At 59.5% G+C, this 24763-nt stretch carries 23 protein-coding genes and 4 tRNA genes; 10 read left to right on the forward strand and 17 right to left on the reverse strand.

The window, feature by feature from the left end; all coding sequences use genetic code 11:
- The first annotated feature begins 96 nt into the window (after positions 1–96).
- Entirely contained in the window at positions 97–339 is a 243-nt protein-coding gene (locus tag ACA041_RS27685) for a DUF2790 domain-containing protein (RefSeq protein ID WP_497438713.1), read from the forward strand.
- Between the two features lie 8 nt (positions 340–347).
- Here the strand turns inward: ACA041_RS27685 and ACA041_RS27690 are convergent, their stop codons facing one another.
- From ACA041_RS27690 to ACA041_RS27700, 3 genes are read right to left on the reverse strand one after another with little or no spacing between them, the layout of a single operon-like run.
- Positions 348–1616 carry an OprD family porin gene (locus ACA041_RS27690; protein ID WP_497438714.1) on the reverse strand — a complete coding sequence of 423 codons (1269 nt, stop codon included), beginning with the start codon at positions 1614–1616 and terminating at the stop codon, positions 348–350.
- A 17-nt stretch (positions 1617–1633) separates the two neighbouring features.
- Positions 1634–2854: a benzoate/H(+) symporter BenE family transporter gene (locus ACA041_RS27695; protein ID WP_497438715.1), complete on the reverse strand. Its 1221-nt coding sequence runs from the start codon at positions 2852–2854 to the stop codon at positions 1634–1636.
- Positions 2851–4218 (reverse strand): aromatic acid/H+ symport family MFS transporter, encoded by a 1368-nt coding sequence (locus ACA041_RS27700; RefSeq protein ID WP_497438716.1) that lies wholly within the window; start codon positions 4216–4218, stop codon positions 2851–2853. The genes ACA041_RS27695 and ACA041_RS27700 overlap by 4 nt, the downstream gene beginning before the upstream one ends.
- Positions 4219–4469: 251 nt before the next feature.
- On the opposite strand from ACA041_RS27700, the gene ACA041_RS27705 reads away from it, so the two are divergent.
- The 5 genes from ACA041_RS27705 (at position 4470) to ACA041_RS27725 (ending at position 7927) form a co-directional block, all read left to right on the forward strand.
- A complete protein-coding gene (locus tag ACA041_RS27705; RefSeq protein ID WP_497438717.1) occupies positions 4470–5096 on the forward strand; it encodes a DUF1780 domain-containing protein in 627 nt (208 codons plus the stop codon).
- Positions 5093–5620, forward strand: a complete 528-nt coding sequence (locus ACA041_RS27710; protein ID WP_497438718.1) for an MOSC domain-containing protein — start codon at positions 5093–5095, stop codon at positions 5618–5620. Before ACA041_RS27705 ends, ACA041_RS27710 begins: the two co-directional genes overlap by 4 nt.
- Positions 5621–5675: 55 nt before the next feature.
- Positions 5676–5849: a DUF3094 domain-containing protein gene (locus ACA041_RS27715; RefSeq protein WP_497438719.1), complete on the forward strand. Its 174-nt coding sequence runs from the start codon at positions 5676–5678 to the stop codon at positions 5847–5849.
- 60 nt (positions 5850–5909) lie between these two features.
- On the forward strand, positions 5910–7208 hold the full coding sequence (locus tag ACA041_RS27720) for an NAD(P)/FAD-dependent oxidoreductase (protein ID WP_497438720.1): 1299 nt from the start codon (positions 5910–5912) through the stop codon (positions 7206–7208).
- Positions 7209–7525: 317 nt separating this feature from the next.
- Complete coding sequence (locus ACA041_RS27725; RefSeq protein ID WP_497438721.1) at positions 7526–7927, forward strand: HvfA family oxazolone/thioamide-modified RiPP metallophore; 402 nt, start codon at positions 7526–7528, stop codon at positions 7925–7927.
- 119 nt (positions 7928–8046) lie between these two features.
- On the opposite strand, the gene ACA041_RS27730 is transcribed toward ACA041_RS27725, so the two are convergent.
- From ACA041_RS27730 to rluD, 7 genes are all read right to left on the reverse strand, one after another.
- Positions 8047–8123: transfer RNA gene (locus ACA041_RS27730), tRNA-Pro, on the reverse strand.
- Positions 8124–8219: 96 nt separating this feature from the next.
- Positions 8220–8295, reverse strand: a tRNA-Lys gene (locus tag ACA041_RS27735).
- Positions 8296–8300: 5 nt separating this feature from the next.
- A tRNA-Pro gene (locus tag ACA041_RS27740) sits at positions 8301–8377 on the reverse strand.
- Between the two features lie 9 nt (positions 8378–8386).
- A tRNA-Asn gene (locus ACA041_RS27745) sits at positions 8387–8462 on the reverse strand.
- A 298-nt stretch (positions 8463–8760) separates the two neighbouring features.
- Positions 8761–11325, reverse strand: a complete 2565-nt coding sequence (gene clpB, locus ACA041_RS27750) for an ATP-dependent chaperone ClpB (protein WP_497438722.1) — start codon at positions 11323–11325, stop codon at positions 8761–8763.
- Between the two features lie 296 nt (positions 11326–11621).
- A complete protein-coding gene (gene pgeF, locus ACA041_RS27755) occupies positions 11622–12341 on the reverse strand; it encodes a peptidoglycan editing factor PgeF (protein ID WP_497438723.1) in 720 nt (239 codons plus the stop codon).
- Positions 12338–13300, reverse strand: coding sequence for a 23S rRNA pseudouridine(1911/1915/1917) synthase RluD (rluD, locus tag ACA041_RS27760; protein ID WP_054051336.1), 963 nt, complete (start codon positions 13298–13300; stop codon positions 12338–12340). Before rluD ends, pgeF begins: the two co-directional genes overlap by 4 nt.
- 151 nt (positions 13301–13451) lie before the next feature.
- Between rluD and ACA041_RS27765 the strand changes: the two genes are divergently transcribed.
- From ACA041_RS27765 to ACA041_RS27780, 4 genes are all read left to right on the forward strand, one after another.
- Complete coding sequence (locus tag ACA041_RS27765; protein ID WP_497438724.1) at positions 13452–14474, forward strand: outer membrane protein assembly factor BamD; 1023 nt, start codon at positions 13452–13454, stop codon at positions 14472–14474.
- Between the two features lie 187 nt (positions 14475–14661).
- Positions 14662–14895 (forward strand): PP0621 family protein, encoded by a 234-nt coding sequence (locus ACA041_RS27770; protein ID WP_150747762.1) that lies wholly within the window; start codon positions 14662–14664, stop codon positions 14893–14895.
- On the forward strand, positions 14885–16474 hold the full coding sequence (locus ACA041_RS27775; protein WP_497438725.1) for a sensor histidine kinase: 1590 nt from the start codon (positions 14885–14887) through the stop codon (positions 16472–16474). The genes ACA041_RS27770 and ACA041_RS27775 overlap by 11 nt, the downstream gene beginning before the upstream one ends.
- Positions 16471–17817 carry a sigma-54-dependent transcriptional regulator gene (locus ACA041_RS27780; RefSeq protein WP_497438726.1) on the forward strand — a complete coding sequence of 449 codons (1347 nt, stop codon included), beginning with the start codon at positions 16471–16473 and terminating at the stop codon, positions 17815–17817. The genes ACA041_RS27775 and ACA041_RS27780 overlap by 4 nt, the downstream gene beginning before the upstream one ends.
- A gap of 36 nt (positions 17818–17853) precedes the next feature.
- Here the strand turns inward: ACA041_RS27780 and thiO are convergent, their stop codons facing one another.
- Genes thiO through ACA041_RS27815 form a run of 7 tightly spaced genes read right to left on the reverse strand, consistent with a single transcriptional unit; the run spans position 17854 to position 24658 of the window.
- A complete protein-coding gene (gene thiO, locus ACA041_RS27785) occupies positions 17854–18954 on the reverse strand; it encodes a glycine oxidase ThiO (RefSeq protein WP_497438727.1) in 1101 nt (366 codons plus the stop codon).
- 55 nt (positions 18955–19009) lie between these two features.
- Complete coding sequence (locus tag ACA041_RS27790) at positions 19010–19417, reverse strand: type IV pilin protein (protein WP_497438728.1); 408 nt, start codon at positions 19415–19417, stop codon at positions 19010–19012.
- 14 nt (positions 19418–19431) lie between these two features.
- A complete protein-coding gene (locus ACA041_RS27795; RefSeq protein WP_497438729.1) occupies positions 19432–22548 on the reverse strand; it encodes a pilus assembly protein in 3117 nt (1038 codons plus the stop codon).
- Complete coding sequence (locus tag ACA041_RS27800; protein ID WP_497438730.1) at positions 22535–23017, reverse strand: pilus assembly PilX family protein; 483 nt, start codon at positions 23015–23017, stop codon at positions 22535–22537. Before ACA041_RS27800 ends, ACA041_RS27795 begins: the two co-directional genes overlap by 14 nt.
- Positions 23018–23028: 11 nt before the next feature.
- A complete protein-coding gene (locus ACA041_RS27805) occupies positions 23029–23742 on the reverse strand; it encodes a PilW family protein (RefSeq protein WP_497438731.1) in 714 nt (237 codons plus the stop codon).
- Positions 23739–24188 (reverse strand): type IV pilus modification protein PilV, encoded by a 450-nt coding sequence (pilV, locus tag ACA041_RS27810; RefSeq protein ID WP_497438732.1) that lies wholly within the window; start codon positions 24186–24188, stop codon positions 23739–23741. Before pilV ends, ACA041_RS27805 begins: the two co-directional genes overlap by 4 nt.
- On the reverse strand, positions 24185–24658 hold the full coding sequence (locus ACA041_RS27815; protein ID WP_497438733.1) for a GspH/FimT family pseudopilin: 474 nt from the start codon (positions 24656–24658) through the stop codon (positions 24185–24187). The genes pilV and ACA041_RS27815 overlap by 4 nt, the downstream gene beginning before the upstream one ends.
- Between the last annotated feature and the right edge of the window lie 105 nt (positions 24659–24763).

The following is a 24763-nucleotide window of genomic DNA, read 5'->3' on the forward strand; positions in this document are numbered from 1 at the left end:
ACGTTTCACGTAAGGCTGTATCAGGCGTCGAGCCCTTTATCGGTCCCGGGCAAAGACTAGAATTCAGGTATCGGAATCAACACGGAGCACGGAACAATGAAAACCCTGATCAGCCTGTTTCTGACCGTTGTCGCCACCTCGGCCATGGCCGCCGGTAACGAGCCGGCCGCCACCCCCTACAACCCGGCGCAACCGCTGGGCATCGCCGAAGTGGTTTCAGTGACAGACACTGCCACCGCCTGCGACGTTGTACCAGCTACCATGGTCTACATCGATCATCAGGGCCAGACTCATCGCGTGACGTATCAGGTGATGGGTAATTGCATGAGCAATCTGTGATCGCCGTTTTATAACAACGTCCACGTATAGCTGAGGATCAAGCGGTTCTCATCGATGTCACTGCGGTAATTGGAGCGTGCCATCACGTTGCGCACGCGAATCCCGAGGCCTTTGAGGCTGCCGCTCTGCAGCACATAGCCGAGATCGAGATCACGTTCGCGGTCCTTGCCTTCGAAACCCAGGCCGGTGTCGACATTGTTGCCGGTGATGTAGCGCACGGTGCTGGTCAGCCCCGGCACGCCGAGTGCCGCGAAATCATAGTCGTAACGCGCCTGCCAGGAGCGCTCATCGGTATAGGCGAACTCGTAGGTCGGCACTTCGTTGCCCAAGGGTGAGATGTTGGCAAAAACCCGCGGGAAAGCGCTGTCGCCAAACATGCCCTGATAACCGAGATAGAACGTATGGCCGCCGCGCTTGGCCGAGAGCAAGGAGAAGAATGCCTGGTTGTCGATATTGCCCAGCAGCTTTTTGCCGTCTTCGCGTGAATCGTAATAACCGAGGTTGGCGCCCAGGACCCAGTTGCCCAGCGGCTGGCTGTGCTTGAGGCCGAGAAAGCGCTGGTTATAGATATCTTCCAATTGCCCGAACCAGGCACTGACCGAGCTGCGCTTGTCATTGAAGGCGTAGTCGGCGCCGGCAAAGTTGAAACCATCGCTGCTGACCTGGCGCTGCGGTACATGACCGAGCATGGCTTGCATCTTTTCATCACCGGCCTCGTTGCGCAGGCTGGTGGACTTCAAGTGACCTCCTTGCAAGGTCAGGCCATTGATCTCGTTCGAGCTGATGCTTGCGCCCTGATAGCTGGGCGGCAGCAACCGGATATCGCTGAAGGCCAGCACCGGCACGTTGGGTTGCAGCTCACCCACCTTCAGTTCGGTTTTTGAGTAACGCACCTTCAACGCGCCTTCCAGTCGGCTGTAATCATTCGCCGCACGTCCGTCATCCTGCACCGGCAGCAAACCCGTATTGACGCGATCCGGGCTGCTGTCGAGTTTGAGGCCGAGCAGGCCGATGACGTCCACGCCAAAACCGACGGGCCCTTGGGTGTAACCGGATTTGACGTTAAGGATGAAACCCTGCGCCCATTCTTCGGCTTTCGATTGCCGGTTGGCCCCGACGATGTCGGAAAAGTCCCGGCTGAAGTAGTAATTGCGCGCTTGCAAGGTCGCCGTGGTGTCTTCGATGAAGCCGCCCTCGGCCGCCATCGCTCCCGCGGATAAACTCGAGACGACAGCCATGGACAACACCGAACCGGTTGTTGGAAGAATCTGTTTCATCGTTTTTTCTCTTGTTTTTATTGATCGACAGGTTGAAGCGCTTTAGCCGCAGCGGCTTCGCTGCGAGGAACGGGACGACGGGCGTTTAACAGCAAGTGCGTGACCATGCCGAAAATCAGCCCCCAAAAGGCGGCGGACAAACCGAACAACGACATGCCCGACGCGGTGGTCAGAAAGGTCACCAACGCGGCTTCGCGATCACTCGGCACGGCCATGGCGCCAGCCAACGCCCCGGCAATGGCAGCGAACAGCGCCAGCCCCGCCAGGGCCGCGATCAGTTCCTTGGGGAACGCCGAAAACAGTGAAACCAACGTGGCGCCGAAGATCCCCAGCACCAGGTAACACAGGCCGCCCACGACGCCGGCCACATAGCGTCTGCGCGGATTTTCATGGGCCTCGCGACCGGTACAAATGGCCGCAGTGATCGCCGCCAGATTCAGCCCATGACAACCGAACGGTGCCAACAACGCCGTGGCCAACGCACTGCTGGCGATGATCGGGCTGGCCGGTGTCGAGTAACCGCTGGCACGCAGTACGGCCATGCCAGGAACAAACTGGCCGGTCAGCGCCACCATGACTAGCGGCAAGGCAATGTTCAGGGTCGCACTCAGGCTGAAAGCCGGGGTGATCCACACCGGCGTGGCAAAGCCGATCACCAGCGCCTCTTGGTGCAAATCACCAGCAAAAAAGGCGATGGAACAACCCACCAGCAACACCATCAACACCGCATAACGCGGCATCGACCGCTTGCAGATCAAGTAGGTGGCAAACATCGCCAGTACCAGCAAAGGCTTGCCCTGCAACGAGACGAACAATCCGGTGCCGAAGCTGAATAGAATGCCCGCCAGCATCGCCGCCGCAATGGCTGCGGGCAGCTTGCCGATGATCCGGTCAAAAGCCCCCGACACCCCGACCAGGAAAATAATCAGGCTGCTGACCAGATAAGCACCCACCGCCTCCGGCATGGTGATCCCCGGCAACAGTGCCACCAGCAACGCCGAACCCGGTGCCGACCATGCGATGATCACCGGTACGCGATAACGCAGGCTCAGACCAATGCCGAGCACGGCGCTGCCGATGGAAATTGCCCAGACCCAGGACGACAGCACCTCCCGCGAGAGGTGCGCGGTCTCGGCCGCCTGGAAGATGATCACCAACGGGCCGGCGTAGGAAATCACCGTGGCGATAAATCCGGCGACTGCCGCCGACAGGGAAAAGTCCTGGAATAGCGCTTTCATGAAACTTCGCCGACAGTCCCGTCAGGCGATCCATGCTGCAAGCCTGATTGCTGTTGTCGGGCACTGCGCCGACTGCTGATGGCGAACACGGTCATGGCAATCGCAGCCACCGCACCCGGCAAGGCGAAGGCCATGAAGTTCAGTTGCAGCGGCAGGTTGATCCCGAGCAAGGCACCGCCCAACAGCGGACCGACGATGGCGCCGTTACGCCCGATGCCCGACGCCCAACCCAGGCCCGTGGAGCGAATGGTCATGGAGTAGAACTGCGCGGCGCAGGCGTACAACAGGATCTGCGAGCCAATGGTGGTGGCACCGGCGATGGCGATCAGCAGGTACAACAGCGGCATCGGGCTATTGAATCCCAGCAAGGTGATCGACACGGCAGCACCGGCGAAGAACACCGCCAACACCCGTGGCAAATTGAGCTTGTCACCGAGCACGCCGCCGCCGACAGCGCCGAAAATGGCACCGAAGTTGAGCACCAGCAGGAACGACAGGCTCGAGCCCAGGCTGTAACCGGCGTTGGCCATCAACTTGGGCAGCCAGGAACTCAAGGCGTAGACCATCAGCAGGCAGCAGAAAAACGCCAGCCACAGCATCAGCGTGCGCAGCGCGCGTCCTTCGCGGAACAATTGCAACACCGGGGTGCCGGTGCCCTTCACTTCGCTCATGTGCAACTGATCACTGGGTTGCGCGACGTACGCCGGATCGACCCGCTGGAGAATGTCACGCGCTTCTTCATTGCGCCCCTGACGCAACATGAAGCCCACCGACTCAGGCAGGAAGTACATGATCAACGGCAAAAGCAGCAACGGCAGCACCGCCACGTAAAACACCGATTGCCAGCCGAAACTCGGGATCAGCACGATACCGAGCCCCGCCGATAACATGCCGCCCACCGAATAGCCGCTGAACATGATCGCCACCAGCGTGCTGCGGATTTTCTTCGGCGCGTACTCGTTCATCAGCGCCACGACGTTGGGCATCACCCCACCGATACCCAGGCCGGCGATGAACCGACAGACACCAAACTCGGTGGGGTTACGGGCAAAACCATTGAGCACGGTAAAACCGCTGAAGAGCATCACGCAGATCGTGATGGCTTTCTTGCGGCCGATCTTGTCCGACAGCGGGCCGAAAAACAGTGCGCCGAACATCATGCCGAACAATGCATAACTGCCCAGTGCGCCCGCTTGCAGGGGACTGAGCCCCCACTCTTTCATCAGCATCGGCAGCACTACGCCGTAGATCACCAGATCGTAACCGTCAAAAATGATGATCAGGGCACACCAGAACAGCACCATCCAGTGGAAGCGGTTGAATCGTGCCTTGTCGATGACTTCATGTACGTCAATCTTGCGCATGGCATCTATCTCTTGTTGTTGTTTTATGAATGTCTGTAAAGCGGCTAACGTCCCGTAAAGCCGAGGGTAAAGTTGCCAGGCGCGGCGCAATATCCGCTTAGCGCAGATCGCTATCCGTTTTGTGCAATGCCCGAAACCGGACGTGGGATACGGCTTGTTGCGGGCATGGCGCGCCGCAGAACCGGCAGATTCCGACCTTGTGCGATAAACTGTCTTCTTTGCGATCGCATTTGAACGCTAAGCTTGGGCTTATGGATGACTCAGATTATTTACGCCTGCTGACCATCGCGGCCGAGCAAGCCAACGCGTTTCTCTCCAATGCCCGCAAATGGGAGCGTGAGCGTTGGGTGTGCCAGCGCCTGCTGCAGGGCCTGAACATTCCCTACCGCGCCGACGAGTTCGCACCGGCCGCAGAGCCGCCGGACGTGCTGTTCCGTGACGCCAGCTTCGAAGTGTTTTTCGTGCTCGATGAAGGCCGGCGCCTCAACGATGAGTGGCGCGATGAGCTGCAACGCCGGCGCAGCGCTTTCTCCCTGAGCCAGCTGGTACGTCGCGAGGCCAAGCCCAGGCGCATCCCGGCCAATGAGTTCTTGCTGAGACTGGCACCGACCTTGCGCAAAAAAGCGCATAACTACAAAGAACGCGGCATGGACCTGGGGGAACTGGACATCATTGCCTTTGCCAGCCTCAAGCGCGAAGTATTGGATCTCAACAGTCATTTCCCGCCACCGACCGAATACCTGCGCCAGGGTTGGCGTTCGTTGTCGCTGGTCGGTCCCACATTCGCTCGGGTGTTGTTCGCGCACCCGGATGCGCCGGATTTCCTGCGCGGCAACCTGGGGCGCAGCATTGTTTTCGACGTCGGGATCAGCTTGTGAGTCCATTGCAGCAATTGCTTGCCGAAGTGCCGCAACAGGGTCGGGTTCGCTGGATCGGCGTGCGGCCCGAACGCCATGCGCCGATGATCGAGCTCGATGCCGTGGAAGCGCGGCTCGAAGCCGGTCTGACAGGCGACCGTGCTCGCCCCGGCATACGCAATGCACGTCAGGTGACACTGCTGCAGTGGGAGCATCTGGCCGTCATCAGTTCGCTGATGGGCCGCGCGACGGACCAGCCGCTGCTACCTCAGGATTTGCGGCGCAATATCGTCGTCAGCGGCATCAATCTGTTCAGCCTCAAGGGCCGACGCTTCAGGATCGGCCAGGCGATATTTGAAACCACCGGTTGGTGCCAACCCTGTGCCCGCCTGCAAAACAACCTCGGCCCCGGGACCTTTCAGGCCGTTCGTGGACATGGCGGAATCACCGCCCGGGTGATACAAAGTGGAATCATTCGCCTGGACGATACAGTGAGCGCCGAGTCTATTCCGCCCAGCGGCTATGCTCCGTTCAATGCGGGTTAAACCGCGCTTGTAGCTTCCCGAGATTCAGCAACGTCTACCCCTGACGAGGCCCGATATGACCAGTCGCCTGAAACCCGAAGACCAGAAGCATGTCGAAGAGTACCTGCGACTGTCCCAGCACCGTGTCGAGCGCCGGCCTTTCCGGCCGTGGATGCTCCTGGTGATGGTGTTGGCCGTGACCATTGGCCTGGGCCTGTTGAGCCGATTTATCAGTTACCTGACGCTATGAGCTGCCTGGCGCTCGCTCGGGTAATTGCACCGATTTCTTTTAGCCTTGCGAGATATCCCCATGAATCATCGTATTGTCATCGTTGGCGGCGGCGCCGGCGGTCTGGAGTTGGCTACCCGTCTGGGTAAGACTCTGGGCAAGCGCGGCACGGCCAGTGTGATGCTGGTCGACGCGAACCTGACCCACATCTGGAAACCGCTGTTGCACGAAGTGGCGGCCGGTTCCCTGAACTCTTCCGAAGACGAACTCAATTATGTTGCCCAGGCCAAATGGAACCACTTCGAGTTCCAGCTGGGACGCATGAGCGGGCTTGATCGCACCCAGAAGAAAATCCAGCTGGCCGCTACCTACGACGAAGCGGGCGTGGAGCTGGTCCCGGCCCGTGAACTGGGCTACGACTCGCTGGTGATTGCCGTTGGCAGCACCACCAACGATTTCGGCACCCAGGGCGCGGCGCAGCATTGCCTGTTCCTCGACACCCGTAAACAGGCCGAGCGCTTCCATCAGCAATTGCTCAACCATTACCTGCGCGCCCACGCCGGGCAAACCGACCAGGTCGAGCAGATCAGCGTGGCCATCGTCGGCGCTGGCGCCACCGGGGTCGAATTGGCCGCCGAACTGCACAACGCTGCCCATGAACTGGCGGCCTATGGCCTGGACCGGATCAAGCCGGAAAACATGCACATCACCCTGATCGAAGCCGGGCCACGGGTGTTGCCGGCGCTGCCGGAACGGATTGGCGGGCCGGTGCATAAAACCCTGGAGAAACTCGGGGTCAATGTGATGACCAATGCCGCGGTCAGTGAAGTGACCGCCGACAGCCTGATCACCGTCGATGGCAAAGTGATCAACGCCAGCCTGAAAGTCTGGGCGGCCGGGATTCGTGCGCCGGGCTTCCTGAAGGATATCGATGGCCTGGAAACCAACCGCATCAACCAGCTGCAAGTGCTGCCGACCCTGCAAACCACCCGCGACGAAAACATCTTCGCCTTCGGTGACTGCGCTGCCTGCCCGCAACCGGGCACCGACCGCAATGTACCGCCACGGGCTCAGGCCGCGCACCAGCAGGCTTCGTTGCTGGCCAAATCGCTGAAGCTGCGGATCGAAGGCAAGGCGCTGCCGGAGTACAAGTACACCGACTATGGCTCGCTGATTTCGCTGTCGCGCTTTTCGGCTGTGGGTAACTTGATGGGTAACCTGACGGGCAGCGTGATGCTCGAAGGTTGGCTGGCGCGGATGTTTTACGTGTCGTTGTACCGCATGCACCAGATGGCGCTTTATGGCGCGTTCCGCACGGCGATGTTGATGCTGGGCAGCAAGATCGGGCGTGGGACTGAGCCGCGGCTGAAGCTGCACTGACACCCATCCACTGTGGGAGCGAGCCTGCTCGCGATGACGGTTTAATATTCAAAAGATGCGCTGAATGTCAGACCTATCGCGAGCAAGCTCGCTCCCACATTGGCTCTCCACCAACCTGGAGATCTGTGTCTCACTGTATCTCTCCCCCGAATCCTCCCCTTCGCTTACAAACTCCCCCCTTGCGCGACACAGTAGCGATACACCCACCCCGCTAAATGGCCACACCCGAGCAAGGCACCCCGCCTGCACGGGGTTTCGCCGCATTTACGTGGCGCCCTTTATCGAACGGTTGTGTCGTGCAACCCAGGAGATTCCAGATGTCCCGTACCCCTACTCTCGGCAAGAACACCCTTGGCCTGCTCGGCGCTGTCCTGGCCGGTGGCATGATGTTGTCCGGTTCCGTGTTCGCCTCCCAGCCGCTGACCCAGGGTTACCTGCTGGCCTCGGCCGAACAGGTAGTGAAGACCCCGGAAGGAAAATGTGGCGAAGGCAAGTGTGGCGATGAATCGATGGCCCGGACCGATACCGATGGTGACGGCAAGGTATCCCGCGCGGAATTCCTGAAAGTGGCACCCAAGGCCGACTTCGACAAGATCGACACCAACCATGATGGCCAGATCGACGAACAAGAAGCTTTTGATAACGTGAAGGCCAACTACGAAGCCAATGGCAAAAAAATGCCAAAAGGCTTGTTCGAGCACCTCAAAGACAACAGTTAAGCCAACAAGCAACGAACCCGCCCCGCCTTTCTCCCAGGAAACGCGGGGTTTTGTTTGTGCGCAGGCTTTCGAGCAGACAAAAAAAATCCCCGTATCTTTCGATACGAGGATTTTTAATATGGTCGGGGTAAGGGGATTCGAACTCCTGACATCCTGCTCCCAAAGCAGGCGCGCTACCGGACTGCGCTATACCCCGGTAAAAAAAAGGCGACCTTTCCAAGTCGCCTTCTTCGATCAGCGCTTTTGGCCTCTGATCTTAAGATCTGATCCCAGCGTTAACTGGTTTCAAAAATGGTGGGTCGTGTGGGATTCGAACCTACGACCAATTGGTTAAAAGCCAACTGCTCTACCAACTGAGCTAACGACCCAAAAATGGTCGGGGTAAGGGGATTCGAACTCCTGACATCCTGCTCCCAAAGCAGGCGCGCTACCGGACTGCGCTATACCCCGGTTTGAAATTGGCTCCGTGACCAGGACTCGAACCTGGGACCCAATGATTAACAGTCATTTGCTCTACCGACTGAGCTATCACGGAACTACATATTTCAATTTACAACTGTGAAGCTTGCTTCACCTCTTCGACCCGTTCGCATCGCTGCGTTCGTGTGTCTGAGGCGCGCTATTCTACAATCTTAAGCACCTCTGTCAACCCCCTAAATTGCTTTCAAGTTAATGATTTGCAACTTATTTCAGATTCCGGCTTGGGGAGCTGGAACCCTTCAGGGCGACTTACTGCGGGGCGCACTTTACAAGCCTTTTCCTTTCAGTTCAACAGCCTGGCGAAAAAAAGGCCTCGCGATGCGAGGCCTCTTCACCTTTACGGCCGCCGTGGATCAACCGAAGACGATTTCGTCGTTTTCCACGACACCCTTGGCGGTATCGCCGGGCATGAAACGACCCGACAGAATCAGCTGCGCCAACGGGTTCTCGATCCAGCGCTGGATCGCTCGCTTGAGCGGTCGTGCACCGTATACCGGGTCGTAACCGACCGCGATCAGCTTGTCCATCGCCTCCGGGCTGAGTTCCAGCTTCAGGTCCCGTTCGGTCAGACGAGCACGCAGACGACCCAACTGGATCTCGGTAATGCCCGCGATCTGATCCCGAGCCAACGGTTCGAAGATCACCACCTCGTCGACCCGGTTGATGAACTCCGGCCGGAAGTGCGTGGAAATCGCATCCATCACCGCCGCACGCTGCGCCTCACGATCACCGACCAGTTCCTGGATCTGCACCGAGCCCAGGTTGGAGGTCATGACAATCACGGTATTCTTGAAATCCACCGTGCGGCCATGGCTGTCGGTCAAACGGCCATCTTCGAGCACTTGCAGCAAGATGTTGAAGACGTCCGGGTGGGCCTTCTCGACCTCGTCCAGGAGGATCACCGAGTAAGGCTTGCGACGCACCGCCTCGGTCAGGTAACCGCCCTCTTCATAGCCTACGTAGCCTGGTGGCGCACCAATCAGCCGGGCCACGGAATGTTTCTCCATGAATTCGGACATGTCGATCCGCACCATCGCCTCTTCAGTATCAAAGAGGAACTCGGCCAGCGCCTTACATAACTCGGTTTTACCGACCCCGGTCGGGCCGAGGAACATGAACGAGCCACTGGGGCGATTCGGGTCGGACAACCCGGCGCGGGAGCGCCGCACTGCGTTGGAAACGGCGATCACCGCCTCGTCCTGACCAATCACGCGCTGGTGCAACAGGCTTTCCATCTTCATCAGCTTGTCGCGCTCGCCTTCGAGCATTTTCGACACCGGAATACCGGTCCACTTCGACACGACTTCAGCGATTTCCTCTTCAGTCACCTTGCTGCGCAGCAACTGGTTTTCGCTCTTGCCGTGCTGGTCGACCATTTGCAGGCTGCGCTCCAGGTCCGGGATCACCCCGTATTGCAGCTCGGCCATGCGGTTCAGGTCGCCCTTGCGGCGGGCAGCTTCCAGTTCCTGACGGGACTGTTCGATTTTCTGCTGGATCTGCGCCGAACCCTGAACTTCGGCTTTTTCCGAATTCCAGATTTCTTCGAGGTCCGAGTACTCGCGTTCGAGTCGGGCGATTTCTTCCTGGAGTTTTTCCAGGCGTTTCTTCGCCGCGTCGTCGCTTTCTTTCTTCAGCGCCTGGGATTCGACCTTCAGCTGAATCAGGCGACGCTCCAGACGGTCCAGCACTTCCGGTTTGGAGTCGATCTCCATGCGGATGCGGCTGGCGGCCTCGTCGATCAGGTCGATGGCCTTGTCCGGCAACTGACGGTCAGTGATGTAGCGATGACTGAGCTTGGCCGCGGCGATGATCGCGCCGTCGGTGATCGCCACCTTGTGGTGAACCTCGTAGCGCTCTTTCAGGCCACGCAGGATGGCAATGGTGTCTTCTTCGCTCGGTTCGTCCACCAGCACTTTCTGGAAGCGTCGCTCGAGCGCCGCGTCCTTCTCTATATATTGGCGATATTCGTTGAGCGTGGTTGCGCCAACGCAGTGCAGTTCGCCGCGAGCCAACGCCGGTTTGAGCATGTTGCCAGCATCCATCGAGCCCTCGCCCTTGCCGGCGCCGACCATGGTGTGCAATTCGTCGATGAACAGAATGATCTGCCCTTCCTGCTTCGACAGCTCGTTGAGCAGGGATTTGAGGCGCTCTTCGAACTCGCCGCGGTACTTGGCGCCAGCGATCAACGACCCCATGTCGAGGGATAACAGGCGCTTGCCTTTCAGGCCATCCGGCACTTCGCCGTTGATGATGCGTTGCGCCAGGCCTTCAGCGATGGCGGTCTTACCGACGCCAGGTTCACCGATCAGCACCGGATTGTTCTTGGTGCGGCGTTGCAGCACCTGGATGGTCCGGCGAATTTCGTCGTCACGGCCGATCACCGGATCGAGCTTGCCTTCTTCGGCGCGCTTGGTCAGGTCGACGGTGTACTTATCCAGGGCCTGGCGTGACTCTTCGTGGTTGGCGTCGTTGACCGCTTCGCCGCCACGCAGGTTGTTGATCGCGTTTTCCAGAGCTTTCTTGCTCACGCCCTGGCCGAGCAGCAACTTGCCGAGTTTGCTGTTCTCGTCCATGGCAGCGAGCAACACCAGTTCGCTGGAAATGAACTGGTCACCCTTTTGCTGGGCCAGGCGATCGGCCTGGTTGAGCAGGCGCGCCAGATCCTGCGACATATTGACGTCGCCGGTCGGGTTCTGGATTTTCGGCAGCTGGTCGAGCTCTTTGGTCAGCTCTTTACGCAGGCTGTTGATGTCAAAACCGACCTGCATCAGCAGGGGTTTGATCGAACCACCCTGCTGTTCAAGCATGGCCTGCATCAAATGCGCCGGCTCGATGCCGGGATGGTCAAGGCCGACGGCCAGAGATTGGGCGTCGGATAGCGCTAACTGCAATTTGCTGGTTAAACGGTCTATACGCATGGGTCACCTTCCTTTTGAGCAGGCCGGACCTATAAAACATCCTGAATGAAGAAACCTGCCAGATACCGTTATAGATGTGGTCGATTCTGGGAGATTCAAGCGTCGTGACGTTGATGCAGGTCAGCTAAGTCTAGCGTTCGTGCCCGGTCTCACGAATACGTTCCTCTTTTGACGAGTGGCTATTGTTGTCAGGCAAGGCGCCGCGACGAGTCATAGCCCGCTATGGCGAGGAGCGGCAACGCAGCATGACGGCAACAGACGCCGTCAAAAAGGAACAGTATTCGTGAGACCGGGCACTAGAGCCAGATCAGGGAGGCAAACCGACCAGTACGTGGACTGCGGCGGTAAGAAAAGAAGCGCGGATCGGTGACGGTGCAGAAACCACCGCCATAGACGGCCGTGACACCACGGGCGGCCAGACGCAAACGCGCCAGCTGATAAATATCAGCCATGAATTTGCCAGCATTTTTGCTCGGCACAAAGGCCTTGGCGGCTTCGGGCAGTTGCAGGACAAAGGTCTCGCGCACTTCCGGGCCGACTTCAAAGGCTTGTGGACCGATGGCCGGGCCGAGCCAGACCAGTACTTCTTCTGGTGGCAGGGCCAGCGTGTCTAGAGTCGCTTCAAGCACACCCGCCGCCAACCCGCGCCAACCGGCATGGGCCGCCGCTACGCGAGTGCCGGCACGGTCGCAGAACAGCACCGACAGGCAATCGGCGGTCATCGCCGTGCAAGCGATACCGGGCGTTGCCGTCCAGCTGGCGTCGGCAGTGGCGACCAGACTCGGGTCGGCATGCGCCACGGCAATGCCATGGACCTGCTGCAACCAGGCCGGTTGAATAGAGAAATGATCGGTGAGGCGACGGCGATTTTCGGCAACAGCTTCGGAGTTGTCATCGACGTGATCGCCGAGGTTGAGGCTGTCGAACGGCGCCAGACTGACGCCGCCCGCCCGGGTGGTGACGCAGGCTTTCACCCCGGCTGGCGCGGGCCAGTCGGGAATCAGCCAGTCACTCATCCGATGAACGCCTCGCGGTCCTGCTTGAGCAGCGTCAGCAACCAGACGAAGTCGTCCGGCAGTGGCGATTCCCAGCTCATGCGTTTACCGGTGGTCGGATGATCCAGCTCCAGGAACCTGGCATGCAGGGCCTGACGCGGGAACGCCTTCAACGATTCGACCATGGTCACACTGGCTGCCGGTGGAATGCGGAAGCGACCGCCGTAGGCAGGGTCTCCGACCAACGGATAGTTGATGTGGGCCATGTGCACACGAATCTGGTGCGTACGGCCGGTTTCCAGCTTCACCCGCACATGAGTGTGGGAGCGGAAACGCTCGAGCACGCGGTAATGGCTGACGGCCTGCTTGCCACCTTCCATCACGGCCATGCGCTGGCGTTGCTGGCCATGACGACCGATCGGCGCATTGATCTTGCCGCCGGCCGTCACCACACCGATCACGATGCATTCGTAGATCCGGCTGACGCTGCGGCTCTGCAACTGTGTAACCAGCTGCGTCTGCGCCTGAATAGTCTTGGCCACCACCATCAGACCGGTGGTGTCCTTGTCCAGGCGATGCACGATACCGGCGCGGGGCACATTGACGATGTCCGGCACGTGGTGCAGCAGAGCGTTGAGCAAGGTGCCATCGGCATGACCGGCAGCCGGATGCACCACCAGGCCCGCGGGCTTGTTGATCACCAGGATGTCGTCGTCTTCATAGACGATGTCCAGCTCGATGTCTTGAGCGATCCATTCGCCCTGAGCTTCCTGCTCGGCAGTCAGTTCAAGAATGGCGCCACCGTGAACGATGTCTCGCGGGCGTATTACCGCCCCATCCACAGTCAGGCGGCCGTCTTTGATCCAGGCGGAAAGGCGCGAGCGCGAGTGCTCAGCGAATAATTGTGCGGCGACTTGATCGAGGCGTTGGCCGCCCAATTCGGACGGCACCTCTGCGCGAAGTTCAATTTTATCGGACATGCTCGGACTAGGCGTCGGCACAGCCTTTGGTTTCGGCTGCGCGCTTGTGGTTAAATACGGCGTCTTTTGCCCCGAGGCTATTCAACGGGGCGCTCATCATAACAGGACGGCCCCGCCCAAGACAGCGGCCGTCATAGGGACGCAAGCCGCCATGCAAGTGAAACACCTGCTGCTGATCGCCATCCTCGCATTGACCGCTGCTTGCTCATCGAAGGAAGTCGTAGATGAAAACCTGAGCGAAGTCGAGCTGTACCAGCAGGCTCAGCACGATCTGGACAACGATAACTACACCGCCGCCACAGCCAAGCTGAAGGCGCTGGAGTCGCGTTATCCGTTCGGCCGCTACGCTGACCAGGCTCAACTCGAGCTCATCTACGCCAACTACAAGAACACCGAGCCTGAGGCTGCGAAGTCCGCCGCCGAGCGTTTCATTCGTTTGCACCCACAGCATCCGAACGTGGATTACGCCTACTACCTCAAGGGCCTGACCTCTTTCGACCAGGACGTAGGCCTGCTGGCGCGCTTCCTGCCGCTGGACATGACCAAGCGTGACCCGGGTGCCGCGCGCGACTCCTACAACGAGTTCGCCCAGCTGACCAGCCGCTTCCCCAACAGCCGCTACGCGCCGGACGCCAAGCAGCGCATGATCTACCTGCGCAACCTGCTGGCCGCCTACGAGATTCACGTTGCCGACTACTACCTGACCCGTCAGGCCTATGTCGCCGCGGCGAACCGTGGTCGCTATGTGGTGGAAAACTTCCAGGAAACCCCTTCGGTCGGTGATGGCCTGGCGGTGATGACCGAGGCTTACCAGCGTCTGCACCTGGACGAACTGGCGACTACCAGCCTCGAAACCCTGAAGCTCAACTACCCGAACCACCCAAGCCTGGTCGATGGTCAGTTCGTGCCGTCGGTCGATGAAGCCGACAACCGTTCGTGGCTGAGCAAGGCGACCCTGGGCCTGATCGAATCCCGTCCGCCGCTGCCGCCTGGCGAAACCCGCGCCAACCAGGACGTGCAGAGGCAGTACCAGGAAGCCAAGGACGCGATTCCCAACGATCTCAAGCCTAAAGATGCAGATGGCGACGTGATCGAAGAAGAGGAGCCTGAGGCCGATGCGAACAACAGCGACCGCTCGTGGTTCAGCTACATGACCTTCGGCGTGTTCGACTGATATACGCAGCCCCTGTAGGAGCAGCCGGTCGACGCTCGATTGCTCGCGATGGACGTCCAGACGACACGTTTCTTCTGAATAAACACGTCGTCTGGACGTTTTTCGCGAGCAAGCTCGCTCCTACAGACTGTACGCAGGTCAGGTCCTTGCTAAACTGCCTGATCATTAGCTAATAAAGCAGCTCACCATGCTTCGTTTATTGTTCTGGATCGCCCTGATTGCCGCTGCGGTATGGTTGTGGCGCAAGTTCAAGGCTTCTTCTTCCGCCCCCAAGTCCTCCGCCGAGCTGGAAGCAGCGCCGATGGTCCGCTGCGCGCATTGCGGCGTTCACCTGCCCCGCGACCGCGCGCTGAACCTTCAACAACAATGGTATTGCAGCCAGGCTCACCTTGAGCAAGGCCCGGGCTCAAGTGATCGCTGAGACGTCCAGTCCCGGCAACAAACAAGCCCAGCGCCTGCTGCGCCTCTATCATCTTTACCGTTTGAGCATCGGCATCACCCTGGTGCTGTTGATCTCCAGCAACATGGACAACCAGTTGCTGAGGTTCGCCAATGACAACCTGCTGCGCAATGGCAGCTGGCTGTACCTGGTACTCAATATTCTGCTGGTGGTGTTTCTCGAGAACACCCGCCGCCCGACGCAACTGTTCAGTCTGGCGCTGACCGATGTGCTGCTGCTGTGCGGCCTGTTCTATGCCGCCGGCGGCGTGGCCAGCGCCATCGGCAATCTGCTGGTCGTGTCGGTGGCCATCAGCAACACCTTGTTGCGGCGGCGTATCGGCCTGCTGATTGCCGCTGTCGGCGCGCTCGGCATCGTCTGCTTGAGCCTGCTGCTGAGCTTCAGCCATCCGGCCAGCCCCAACGACTACCTGCAAGTCGGCATGCTAGGCGCCCTGTGCTTTGCCGCAGCACTGCTGGTACAAGGCCTGACCCGACGCCTGGAAGTCAGCGAAAGCCTGGCCGAGCAACAGGCCAGCGAAATGGTCGGCCTTGAGACCCTCAATGCGCTTATCCTGCAACGCATGCGCACCGGCATCCTGGTCCTCGACGACCAGCGACGGGTGCAACTGGCCAACCACAGTGCATTGACATTGCTGGGTCGAGAACGTCTTGAAGGCAATCTGATCGATGACTACTCGCCCACGCTGGTCGAACGCCTGCAACTGTGGCGCAACAATCCGACGCTGCGCCCCCAGAGCGTCAAAGTCGACGGCAGTGGACTGGAACTGCAACCGAGCTTCATTACCCTGGACCAAAGCCCCCACTACCAGACCCTGGTCTTTCTCGAAGACCTCGCCCAGATCGCCCAACAGGCCCAACAATTGAAACTTGCCGCCCTCGGCCGCCTGACAGCCGGTATCGCCCATGAAATCCGCAATCCACTGGGTGCCATTAGTCATGCCGCGCAGCTATTACAGGAATCAGAGGAACTGAACGGCGCAGACAGACGTCTGACCCAGATTATTCAAGATCACTCTCAGCGAATGAATCGGGTTATCGAAAACGTCCTGCAACTGTCACGTCGCCAGCAAACAGTGGCGCAACGGTTCGATCTGAAGCCGTGGCTGGAACAGTTCGTCGCCGAAACCCGCGAGGGAGCGACCGGGCGTCAGCTGATTCACCTGCACATAGGTTCGGGCGACTTCAAAACCCTGATGGACCCGAACCAGCTGACACAGATTCTCGACAATCTGGTGCGCAACGCCTGGCGCCATAGTGCACAGCTCCATGACCAGGCACAGGTCTGGCTGGAATTGTTTGTCGAGCGCGACAGCCAGCTGCCGATTCTCGAGATCATCGACGATGGATCCGGTGTGGCACCGGACCATCAGGCACAACTGTTCGAACCGTTCTTCACCACCAGTACCCAAGGTACCGGGCTTGGTCTTTATCTCTCCCGTGAGCTGTGCGAAAGCAACCAGGCCCGCCTAGACTTCAAACCACGCCAAGGCGGCGGCTGCTTTCGTATCACCTTTGCTCACGGACGGAAACAAAGTTGAACACAAGCCCACGGCAAAAAGTCCTGATCGTCGACGACGAGCCGGATATCCGCGAACTCCTCGAAATCACATTGGGACGAATGAAGCTCGACACCTTCAGCGCCCGCAATCTGAGCGAAGCCCAGGCTCTGCTGACACGCGAGACGTTCGACCTGTGCCTGACCGACATGCGTCTGCCGGACGGCACCGGCCTGGAGTTGGTGCAATACATCCAGCAACGCCATCCACAGGTACCGGTGGCCATGATTACTGCCTATGGCAGCCTGGAAACGGCGATCAACGCCCTCAAGGCCGGCGCCTTCGACTTTCTGACCAAGCCGGTGGACCTTTCCCGGCTGCGAGAGCTGGTCACCAGCGCCCTGCGCCTGACCGCGTCTGGCGGCGCCAGCAGCACCATCGATCGGCAGTTGCTGGGCGACTCATTACCCATGCGCAGCCTGCGCAAACAAATCGACAAACTGGCCCGCAGCCAGGCGCCGGTGTACATCAGCGGCGAGTCCGGCAGCGGCAAGGAACTGGTCGCGCGATTGATTCATGAGCAGGGACCGCGGACCAATCGACCGTTTATCCCGGTGAATTGCGGGGCGATCCCCTCGGAATTGATGGAAAGCGAGTTTTTCGGCCACCGCAAAGGCAGCTTCAGCGGCGCTATCGAAGATAAGCCCGGCCTGTTCCAGGCGGCTCAGGGCGGCACGCTGTTCCTCGACGAAGTGGCCGATTTGCCACTGGCAATGCAGGTCAAACTGCTGCGGGCGATCCAGGAAAAAGCCGTACGCAGTGTCGGTGGCCAGCAGGAAACCGTGGTCGATGTGCGCATCCTTTGCGCCACCCATAAAGACCTCGACGCAGAAGTCGCCGCCGAACGCTTCCGCCAGGATTTGTACTATCGGTTGAACGTGATCGAGCTGCGGGTTCCGTCCTTGCGCGAACGTCGGGACGATATCGAGACCCTGGCCGTCCATGTCCTCAAACGCCTGGCAGCCGGCAGTGGCCAGCCTGCAGCAAAACTCCACCCACAGGCCCTCGACGCGCTGAAAAGCTATCGTTTTCCGGGCAATGTGCGGGAACTGGAGAATATGCTCGAGCGGGCTCACACGCTGTGTGAGAACAAACAGATCGAAGCCGGCGACCTGCGCCTGGCCGAGGGTAACTGCGCCGTGCAAGGCGATTTGCCGGACCTGACGCAGATCGACAATCTGGAAGATTATCTGGAGAACGTCGAACGCAAACTTATCCTCCAGGCGCTGGAGGAAACCCGCTGGAATCGCACGGCGGCGGCTCAGCGGTTAAATCTTTCGTTTCGGTCGATGCGCTACCGGCTGAAGAAACTCGGTTTGGATTGAGGGCCTCTTCGCCGGCAAGCGACAAATATCCAGCGGCTAGATCCGCCCTTCTGGCGCATACGGTTTCGGATCGATAATCGGCTCACGCCCCAACATCACATCCACAAACAACTGACACGATGCCGGCGCCAACACCAGCCCATTGCGGTAATGCCCGCAATTGAGCCAAAGGCCATCAAACCCCGGCACCCGGCCAATATAAGGAATCCCCTCCGGGGAGCCCGGCCGCAGCCCGGCCCAATGCCCCACCACCTCGGCATCGGCCAACGCAGGAATCAACTCCTCCGCCGACGCCTTGAGGCTTTCCAGAGCAGACTCTGTCGGCGTCTTGTCGTAGCCCTCATGCTCCAGCGTACTGCCAATCAGAATGTGCCCATCGCGCCGGGGAATTGCATAACGCCCCTTGGCCAGCACCATGCTCGGCAGGAAGTCCGCCGCGCACTTGTAAAGAATCATCTGCCCTTTGACCGGCTCGACCGGCAGGTCCAGCCCCAGGCTCTTGAGCAAATCACCACTCCAGGCACCAGCCGTCAGAACCACCTGATCGCCGTGAATGGCACCCGCCGATGTTTGCACCCCAACCACGGCTTCGCCTTCACGGATGAATCCGCTGACTTCGCACTGCTCATGAATCGTCACGTTCGGCAGCGCCAGCAACGCCGCCTTGAGCGATTTCACCAACCGCGGGTTACGCACATTGGCCACATCTGCCATGTAGATCGCCCGGGAAAAACCGGCACCGAGCACCGGCACCGCATCGTGGGCCGCCGAGATATCCACAGCCTGCAACGGCCGGTTTTCACGCTCGGCCCAGGCCAGCGCTGCGACTTCATCCTCCAGATCCAGCCAGTACAAACCGGTGGTATGTACCTCGGGATCAATCCCGGTCGCAGCGAACAATCGCTCGCCCAGTTGCGGATAAAAGTCCTGGGACCAATGGGCCAACGCGGTCACCGCCGGGCTGTAGCGCCATGGATAGAGCGGCGAAACGATGCCGCCTCCGGCCCAGGAAGACTCCTGACCGACGTTCGAGCGATCCAGCAAAACCACATTCTGCACTTCGGAGGCGAGATTGAACGCCGTCAGCAAACCTATCACGCCGCCACCGACAATCACCACTTGCTGTTGCCTGGTCATGTTCAGATCCAACCGTTAAATGGACAGGGACGCAAAAGGCGCCCGAATAAGGAACTCAGCGACCCCAGCATTGCTTGGTGGTCATGCCAGCTGCGGCATTGTCCATGCTTCTGACGCCGGTATTGGTGATTGTGAAATCCCCGCACTTGTCCGTCGCCATGGCGCTGCCGGGCTTGCGCACAGCCGTCAACTTGAATGTCTGATCGGTCAAGGTCGGAGTAATCGTGTAGAAATCATTGCCGGCGCTCAGGCCAGAGGCACCGGTGTAGACACTGGTTTTCGAACTCGAATAAAACCGCTCGAGAACTTGCGCCTGTTCGGAGAGCAAACCCGCCACTTCAGTCCGACGGCCCTTCTTCACGTACTCGGTGAGGCTCGGGTAGCCAATGGTGATGACGATCCCGATGATCGCAATCACGATCATGATTTCGATCAGGGTAAAACCGCGGTTGGATCTACGCATGCCTCAACTCTCACTTACTGTATCTGTCGCCACATGATGCGACGGCTGTCGCCGCCGCCGCCTTTTTCAGCCAGCCCGGTCACCTTCGCACTGGAGTCGCCCACGATCTTGGCGGTTCCGCCGTTGACGATGGCGTTCAACACCGGCATCCCGCCCGTGAAAATCACCCCGCTGGAAATCGTGTCGGTGCTGTCGACCAGGTTATCGCCATTGGTATCGAGTACCGCGTAGTTGAACATCTTACCGCTGAACGCATCCAGCTCGATCAGTTTGCCGGTGCCAAAACTGGCACAAGGGTCCGTGGTGTCGACGCTGGCCGTGGTAAATACGATCCGTCCCAGAATCAAGGCCGCCTGATTGATCACCCGCTCACCGTTCAACACATTGTTGTAGACCAGTGGCAGGTACCAGCCCTTCTCGGCCGGATAGGTCACTTCGTTCTGGCTGGTGGTAATGAACTGCCCCAAGCTTGCGGAAAATACGCCGGTCACCGCCTGGGCCTGCAAACTGGAGGTGGTGATCTGCCCGGAGCCACCGTTTGCGTCCCACACCGCATAGAACGCCTGTAGATCCTTGTTGGTCTTGTCGGCAGTCTCGTTGAATTTGCCGGTGCCGAAAAATACCACCTTGCCGCCCAGGGAATTGTCCGCCAGCAGCGGTTGTGCGGTGATCGACTGGGTAGCGCCGCCGGCGGTGGTAAACAACGGTTTGCCGGAAAATGCCACACCCCAGGTGTCCGTGGTCAAGCCGCTCAGATCAAACTTCCACATCCGCCCTTTCAGGTCACCGCCATAGGCGGCCTGCACTACATTTTGCGAGTTGACCTTGAGCTTGACCGAGGACAGGCCATTGGTGGTTTCGGTCGTGTCGACAACGATTTTCTTGATCAGCGACCCATCACGTATGTCCACCACATACAACGCCGCTACGCCCGAATGGCTGCCATAGCCGTTGGAGATAAAAGCCGCCCAGCGCCCATCGGCCAAGCGTGCCACTTCCGGACGGGCATAGGCATAACCCAGATCATTGAATACGTTCGCGGCGTTGGCCGTGGTCGGCGCACTGATTTCCCATAACGCCTTGGTCAGGTTACCGGCCGAAGCGTCGAACAGCTGCACGGCATAAAATGTCTTGCCACCGGCGCCGGTTCCACCCAGCGCGAGAGTTTTCCAGGCACTGTTGAGCTGGGCATCGAACACCCCGAGCTGACCATCGACCAGAAACTCGTGACCGACACCGTTGATGTAGGCGGTATCGGCGATATTGCGTAGCGATGGCAGCACACTCGACGGCATGTAGGCATAACGCCTGGTGCCGTTGGCCGGGTTTATGACGTTTACAAAGCCGTCATTGGCGTTTACCACCAGGCTGGCAGTCATGTTGGCGGCTTTGGTGGTCAGGTAGGTACTGTAGCTGGTATCGCCCACCAAGTCGGCGGCAGTCTTGTCCGATGGCGATGCCAGTACCAGGGGCGAATTGATGATGTCGCCGAGTAATACGCTGCGCACCTTCAACCCGGTCTTGTTGATGCCCTTGCTCCATTCCACCAGATCGCTTGCGGTGATGCCGGTCGGCAGACCCTGATTGAGGATCGCCTGCTGCGCTGGCGAGAAGTTGGCAAACGCCAGGGTCACGGGAGCATTGGTCACGGTGTTCCACGACTGATAAATCGGCGCCGTGGCGCCGGGCACGATGGCCGTGTCGGTAGTCCAGAGTACCGAGGAGGTATTCACTGTGCCGCTGGAGGTGAAGCCGTAGGACTTGATGGTGCCGCGCCAGTCCTTGGGGTCATAGCTGGTCTGATAATAAGAAGAGCCGGCGCCGACGATCGAGCTGCTGGTGGTGCCGCTACCGCCGGAACCGGCCTTGGACGTGATGTCGCTCAAGGCCGATGACAATGCGGTATTGAGGCCGGCACTGTCGGTCGCCTGGTAGTACTTGCCCTGCCCGTAGTTGGCGGCGTCCGACAACATCTGGTTTGCCGCGGCGAAACCCACGGTGTAGGTGTTCATGTTCTGCTTGGGGAAGTCTTCCGCATTCCAGTTTTTGCCCGCGGCGTCGTTACCGATGGAGCGCATGTCGATGTCAAAGGCGAATTTGGCGATGTCATCCAGGTACAGGGTATCGCCCTCCGCGTCACCGGACAGGTTGTCGCCATCGTTTGTGCTGATGCCGTCCCAGTTCGGCAACCGGCTGCCGCCGAGCGGATCATTGGTGGGGAAGTTCCGGTCGAACGTCGGCAAGCCATCGGTGATCACTACGCCGTAGTTTTTCTGGCAGCGATACTGGATCGGGCTGGTGTAGGTAGTCGGAGTCGAGTTGTAGTACGGCGCCATGCCGCGCATGTACCGGGTTATCTCGTAATAGGATTCCGCCAATGGGGTATTGGCGATGGCGCTCAAGCCATTGATCGAGGCGATCAGGGCGTTGTAGTTGGTGTTGGCCTGGGCCTGGGTGACGCTGCCGCTGACGGGAGACAGATCACTCACCGCGCGGGCGATAAAACCGCCTGGGCCGGAGTTGCCGCTGGTGGGCGGGTTGAACGTCGCCAGGCCGATACGCAGCGCGCGATTGCTGCTGACCAGGCTTGTCGACACATCTTGGGCAACGCTGATTCGGTAATCATTGGGGATCGCGCCGGTGCCCGTGGTGAAATCCCGGTTCGAACCGTTGGCCAGGCTCACCAGATAAGACAGGTAGTCAGCGGTATAGCGGGTGTTTTCGTTGCCCACCGGGTCGGGCAGCTTCAGGCATATCGATGACAGCCCCAAAAAACCGCGATAGAAACCGTACCAATTGCCGCTGGTCGAACACCCTCCCCGGTTGAGGCTCGACAAGAGGATGTTGGTATCGTTCATATCAAAGTTCTGGCCAGTGAAGCAGGACGTGTTGGAACTGCAATTGGCAATTTGCGCACGGGGGACCGTCGGATCGAACCCCGGCGCCCAGATGATGTTGTTCATGCTCCCCGAATCATCGATCAGCAACATCACGTTCGGCGTGACGGCGCCAGCACTCAACAGCGGTGAATCCGAGGGGGTGAACGCATAAACCGGGGCTGACAGGTACAAGCCCAGCACGACGCCGAAAAACAGCCTCCACAGTCCGGCAAGCCGTTCAGTACTTCGCATAAATACTCTCCACCACCGTACGAACGTTGTTGCCGGCGATGGCCACGGCGGTCACCCGGTATAGCGTGGCCGAGGTGTTGCTGGGGATATTCACTGCGTTCAAGGTGGTGCCGATGTTTTGCACTCCATAGAAACCAGCTCCGGCGGCGATCCAGGTTACCCCCGAGGTGGCGTTGAATCCGACGCCGGTGATCGTCGAAGATTCGCCCGGCGGCGCGCATTGGCTGGTACCGCTGCAGACCGGCAACGAATATGTGTCCAGCTGCACGGCACTTTCGCCGATACGCAGCGCGGCTTCGGCGGCCTGGAACGATTGATTGCGCAAGGTTACGCTGCCAGCCATTTTTTCCTGCAGGGTGGCGTTCTGCATCGATGAAATGCCGATCAATGTCAGCAGCAAGAGGAACACCAGGCTCACCAGCAGTGCCATGCCGCGCTGGGAGCGAGAGCTCACGGGAGAAAAACTCATCGGCCCTCTCCTCATGGCAACCGGTTGCGCAAAGCGGCAACCACGTTGAAGGTTTGCTCGCGCACCCGGGCGTTCGGGTCTCTGAGGGTCAACGTCAGGCGTACGCTGCGAATTCGTGCGGGGTCCGACGGGTTGCTGCTGTAGCTGGAAGCGGCCACGTCGGTGGCCGAACTGGCCAGGCCGAAGCTGACGTTGAAGGCACTGACGTTGTCGACCAGCACCGCCTGAGTCGGCGTACCGCTCCCCGCTCCCATCGTCAGCTGGTTATTTTTAAGGCTGTAGATCAGTCGCCGGATCGGAAATGCCAATTGCCCTGACGCAGGCGTTCGAGCGCCGGTATAAGCCGTCGCCGTATTTCTGCAGTCCGAAACCACCGTCCACACCGGCGTGCCGCCACTGGCGCCCACATCGGCGGTCACCAGGGTCAGCTTGAGGTTGGCATTGTCCCAACTGATCGGTGTGGCCTGACCGGCAATGAAATCGCCCGCCGAACTGGCGTCGGTGATGGTCCCCAGGCAACCGAACATGCCGACCATGCGGATTTCCTGGATCATCTTGCTCAACACGAAACGTGCATCTTCCTGCATGTTGGCCGCGGCGTTCTGGCTGACATAAGTGTTCTTGGCGGCGATAAAAACCTGCGCAACGCCCAACACCACAATCAGGCTCAGCACCAGTGCGATCAGCAACTCGATAAGACCGAAACCTCTGCTGGCTTTATTCATGGCGTCGACACCGGGTCGACGGTGGCGCGACTGCTCAGCACATAGCTGCGCCGCGAATCGGCGGTATTGGCAGCCCGCGAGTCGTCCCAGGTGATGGTGATGGTGTACACCCGCTCCTTGAGCGCGACTTTGCCTGTGGCGGTGGCGCCGAGCGCACTGGCGATGTTGGAGGTGAAGTCGTACAGGTCCTGATCCCGGGCGACACTCAGGTTACCCGAGGTCGGTGGCGTGACGGTGTAATCGGCGCCGGAGTTGGCACGGATGCGATCCATCAGGTCGTAGGCGATAAAACTGGCCTGGCTGGTCATCCGCGAGCTGTCGGTGTATTTCAGCGCGTTGAGCTGGAGCGCCGCCGCCCCCAACAGCCCCACGCTCAGAATCACCAACGCCACCAGGACCTCGATTAGCGTCATGCCCTCCTGTGCACGCTTGCTCCATCCCCTCATCCGCAACTTCCACCCAATAGAATTCGTCCGTTCAAACACACATTCAGCGTCCTGTTTTGCGCCCCCAATGCGTAGCCGATGACCACCGGCGTCGAGGGCGCCGACAACCCGCCAAGGTTGTTGAAATCGATAGCAGTCACTCCTGAGGTTAGCGTCAGAGTCGCGCCGCTGCTCATCGCCGGAACAACCCGCAATACATTGGCGGGATTGCCAGTACCTTCGTAAACCGACAACTCTCCAGTCCAGACGCTGCCGCCCGCGGTCGGACGAACCCGCGTAACAATGCCCCGGTCGATGGCCTCCAGGCGGGCGAAATTCAGCGCGCGTTGCAGATCGCCCATTTCGGTGTCGGCTCTGGAGCTTTGCACCGAACGGGTGAACGCCGGAACGGCCATCGTAATCAGGATCAGAAAAACCGCGAGTGCGACCAGCAACTCGATCAGCGTGAAACCTTTTGTACGATGATCCATCAATGCCCTCCGTTGCCGTCGGCTATACCTGCTTCTACACGCTAGAACATTCAACCGGCAGATGTACGGTTGTTTTGCCTTTACTCGCGCAGGGATCGCGCGGGC

The sequence above is a fragment of the Pseudomonas sp. LBUM1676 genome (assembly GCF_059695605.1).